The sequence below is a fragment of the Ruminococcus sp. genome (assembly GCF_045129435.1).
GTDB lineage: Bacteria > Bacillota > Clostridia > Oscillospirales > Acutalibacteraceae > Ruminococcoides.
This window is the reverse complement of sequence record NZ_JBGVJL010000017.1, coordinates 1-4558: the sequence shown is the minus strand read 5'-3', so window position 1 is coordinate 4558 and position 4558 is coordinate 1. Positions and strand designations below refer to the sequence as shown.

Genomic DNA, 4558 nt, shown 5'->3' with positions numbered 1-4558 from the left:
ATATCGTGCTGATACTGTCCTACACCGATTGCCTTAGGCTCGATTTTTACAAGCTCGGCAAGTGGGTCTTGTAATCGTCTTGCAATGGAAACCGCACTTCTGAGTGTAAGGTCAAGCTGTGGCAATTCCTTTGCGGCAAGCTTTGATGCGGAATAAACGGACGCACCCGCCTCGCTGACTACCATATAATAAACCTTGTGGTCAGCCTCCTTGATTGCATCGGCGGCGAACATTTCGGTTTCTTTGCTCGCTGTGCCGTTGCCGATTGAAATTATATCTACATTGTGCTTTTTAATAAGCTGTAAAAGCTTTTGCTTTGACTCCTTTACCTTTGCCTCTGAATGTGTAGGATAAATTACCGCTGTGTCGAGCACCTTGCCCGTGCCGTCAACTACTGCTACCTTACAGCCTGTGCGGTAGCCCGGGTCAAGTCCGAGTACGGTTTTGCCTTTTACAGGCGGCTGCATAAGCAACTGACGAAGATTTACGCCAAATACTTTCATTGAATTTTCGCAGGCATTTTCTGTGAGGTCGTTGCGAATTTCTCTTTCAATAGATGGGAAAATAAGTCTGTCGTATGCGTCTTCACATGCGGTTTTAACTATGTCTGCACATGCACAAGCAGGATTTTTAATCATAACCTTTGCTATTGAATTGAGCGGCTTTTCGCTGTCCATTTCAACGCTGACTTTTAAAAATCCCTCTTTTTCACCTCTGTTTATGGCAAGCAAACGGTGGTCGGCAATCTTCTTGACCGGCTCTTTGTAGTCATAGTACTGTCTGTAAACGCTGTCTTTTTCTGCGTCAACGGCTGTTGATGAGATTACACCGTACATATTTGTGAGGTTTCGCACACGCTTACGGATTTCGGCATTGTCTGAAACCTGCTCGGCAATGATGTCCATTGCACCCTGCAAGGCATCTTCCACGCTTGCAACGCCCTTTTCCTCGTCAATGTACTCCTCTGCCGATTTTGCAGGGTCGCACTTGCTTTCCTGCTTTAAGATGAGTTCTGCAAGCGGTTCAAGTCCTTTTTCTTTTGCTACAGATGCCCTTGTTTTACGCTTTGGTCGGTAAGGTCTGTAAATATCCTCAAGTTCGCTTAAAGTTTCTGCCTTGTCAAGTGCAAGGCTTATTTCGTCTGTAAGCTTTTCCTGTCCGTCAATGAGTGTGCGGATTTCTTCCCTACGCTTATCAAGCGAACGCAGATACTCAAGCTTTTCGCTAAATTCACGAATGAGCTGGTCGTCCATTGAGCCGTGCATTTCCTTACGGTAGCGGGCGATGAACGGAATTGTGTTGCCGTCATCAAGCAAGGAAATTATGTTCTGAGCGTACTCCTCTTTGATTTGAAACTGTTGTGATAATATTTTTGAATAGTCCATAATTACTCCATTATACCTTTGATTTTATTGCTTTGTTGCTTTTTATAAGTAAAATTACGCTTATAATTGCCACTGCTGCCTCTGTTATCGGGATTGCAAACCAGATTGCAAATCCTCCGAAGAACATTGGTAAGGTGATAAGCAGAAGTGAGCTGATGATTATATTTCTCAGCATTGATACGGCAAGCGAGTAACCGCCTTTCATCAATGACTGGAAGTAGTAGGTTGAAAGCACATTTACACCCATTGTAAGGAATGCGATAAAGTAAATGGGCATTGCTGATTTTGTGACTGCTCTTGTTGCATCTGTAAGGTCGATAAAGCAAGAAGCGACAAATTCAGGGAAAAGTATGCCTGTTGCCGAAAAAATTACGCCCATAATAAGTACGGTTGTGTATGCGTATTTACGCAGGCTTGCAATTCTTTTATGCTGTCTTGCACCGAAGTTGAACGCTGATACCGGTTGAACTGCCTGTCCTACACCGACAAACAGAGCATTGAAAAGGATTGCACAGTTTGCAAGCACGCCATATACCGCAAGCTCGGTGTTTGTGCAATAATTTAAAAGCTGTAAGTTGAATACAAAAATAATAATTGCGTTGGAAAGTTCGGTGATAAAGCCGGAGAGTCCGCCTTTTACAATTTGGAAAATATTTTTAAATACATTTACAGGTTTTGATATGCGAATTGTATTTTTCTTTGAAAGAAAATGAGTGAGGCACACCAAAAGCTGAATTGTAATGCCGGAAACCGAGGCGATTGCTGCACCTGCCATTCCCATTTGAACAGGATATACAAGCACGATGTCGAGCACTACATTTACAATTCCGCCTGCCGTAACGGCTATCATTGCTCGGTTAGGGTCTTTGTCGCTTCGTACAAAGGCAGAGCAAAAATTAACCAAAACGCTTGGAATTGACAAGTAATAGTAAAATCGCACATAATCATATGCAAGGTCGAACAGTTCGCCTTTTGCACCCATTAACGCTAAAATTTCCTTGCTGAAAATGTTGCAGACAAGGCAAATTATAACCGCAGCACTCAGCACTCCGAAAAGTGCCGTAGTAAAGCATTTGTTTGCTTTTTCGTCATCGCCTGTTCCCTTATGTACGCTGAAAAGCACTGAACCGCCAATGCCGAACAATATGCCGATTGAGAGCATAAAGCTGATAATCGGAGTTGTCATATTGAGGGCGGCAAGAGCGTTGTCACCGATTCCCTTGCCGATTACTACAGCATCGGTCATCAGATAAACAGAAGCTACAACCGCACTTCCCATTGACGGAAACAGATAGCGAAAGTAAAGCTTTTTTACACTATCCTTTAATAAATCCACAAAATACCTCCATAAAATTTAGGTTTTGTTATAAATGTTGGGTAAAATTTATAAATTATGGTTTATACTACAAAATTATCGGAAAATTCCAAGCCTTCCCCTCAAAGGGGAAGCCTGAATCTGCTAAACCATAATTTACTCCAAGCTATTGAAAAAGAACCTAAAATTATGACTTGCCAGCAGTCAAAAATCGGCTTTTGGCAAGTCACCTAAAATTATAATGCAAATGAATATTACTCAAAATCTATATAGCCGTCATACTGAGCCTTGAAAAGCTCAAATACTTTATTAAGAAGTTCTTCGTCCTCAACGCTGACAAATTCTTCGTTTTCATCGTCAAGGGACTGAATTTTAAAAATAACTACCTCGTCAGCGTCAGCTCTGTTTTCAATAAGAACTGCAAACTCATCATTGTCATAATCAACAACGCCGAGAATTTCAAAAACAACCTCTTTGCCGTTTTCGTCAGTCAATGCAATTAATGCACCGTCTTCGTTGATTTCATTCTGATTAGACTTATTCTTATCAGCCAAAATAATCACCCTGTCTTTATTTCATTTACTAAAAGTATAGCCTAAAATTGCGATAAAATCAAGTAAAATATAAAAAAACATAGCTGCAGTTGCGACAGCTATGCTTAGAATTTATCAGTTGTTTGGATTTAAAGGACCATAGTAATAGCTTGCGGTTGCACCGCCGTCACACATAAAGTCTGTACCGGTGATAAATGCACCCTTATTGCTCATTAAAAGCTCGGCAACATTTGCAACCTCATCGGCTGTGCCGGGTCTGCCGGCAGGGCATTTTGCAAACATATTTTTATAAAAATCACCACGAGGACCATTAAATTCGTCCTGTGCGAGCGGAGTAACTATAATACCAGGTGAAATCGAATTGATTCTTGCACCCTTTTCGCCCCAGCGTACCGATTCAAACATAACTCTTTTTTCGTTGCAACGCTTTGCAAGCTGATACGCATGCAGAGTATCTTTGATATTTTTCGGCTGTAGCATTTCAAGCGAGAGCAACTCCTCTGTAGGGGTGCAGGCAAGTAATGCGTCTTCCTTTGGTGTAAGCTGTGGCATACGCTTGCCGGACTGACTTGAAATTGTAACACCGACTCCGCCCTTGACAATTACCTTGCCGACTTCTTCAAGTAAGACTGCTGTGCCGTATAAGTCAACCTTGAGTATGGTTTCTATAGATGCCTGACTTGGTGAAACTCCTGCGGCATTTACAAGCATTGTGATGTCGCCGTACTTCATTGCAACGGCAATCATATTTTGAATTGACTCTCTGCTTGACAAATCCATTTCCAATGCAAGCGTGTCAAAGCCTGCATTTTTCATTGTTGCAGCAATTTCTTCTGCGTTTTTAAGGCTTTTGTCGCCGATAATGATTTTCATTCCATAGCCCATTCTTCGTGCAATAGCCATACCAATCTGACCTGCACCCACTAAAAGCATTACATTTTGCATACTATTACCTCCTTATGATTATATAGATTTCTTTGCCCAGTCAGTAACTTTATTTTCTGAATTTTCTGCTTCTGCACCGTGAATTGACAAACCTTTTTTGATGACAGCACCATTACAAATGTTTTTAAGGTCGCTTTCACTTCTGCCCATTCCACTGCCTTCGTTGGTGCAAAACGGAATAATTGTTTTGCCTGAAAGATTATAATGCTCAAGGAAAGTAAACATTACCATTGGCATTGTACCCCACCAGTTTGGGTAGCCGACAAAGATTGTATCGTAATCTTCAAGATTTTCTAAATAAGATTTTACGGCAACTCTCTCTTTGCTTTGAAGTTCTGCTTTTGCCTCTTGAATACATT

Annotated in this window: 5 protein-coding genes; all 5 read right to left on the bottom strand. The window is 41.5% G+C overall.

The annotated features are described in order from the left end of the window. Window positions 1–1385, bottom strand: a 1385-nt coding sequence (locus ACJMMI_RS00795; RefSeq protein WP_405352611.1) for a Tex-like N-terminal domain-containing protein, incomplete at its 3' end; no start/stop codon positions are given. Window positions 1386–1395: 10 nt separating this feature from the next. Next, on the bottom strand, window positions 1396–2721 hold the full coding sequence (locus ACJMMI_RS00790; RefSeq protein WP_405352609.1) for an MATE family efflux transporter: 1326 nt from the start codon (window positions 2719–2721) through the stop codon (window positions 1396–1398). Window positions 2722–2954: 233 nt separating this feature from the next. Continuing rightward, window positions 2955–3263 carry a DUF1292 domain-containing protein gene (locus tag ACJMMI_RS00785; RefSeq protein ID WP_405352608.1) on the bottom strand — a complete coding sequence of 103 codons (309 nt, stop codon included), beginning with the start codon at window positions 3261–3263 and terminating at the stop codon, window positions 2955–2957. 105 nt (window positions 3264–3368) lie between these two features. After that, a complete protein-coding gene (locus ACJMMI_RS00780; protein WP_405352605.1) occupies window positions 3369–4199 on the bottom strand; it encodes an SDR family oxidoreductase in 831 nt (276 codons plus the stop codon). A gap of 18 nt (window positions 4200–4217) precedes the next feature. After that, window positions 4218–4558: flavodoxin (locus ACJMMI_RS00775; protein ID WP_405352602.1), on the bottom strand; the 341-nt coding region annotated here is incomplete at its 5' end.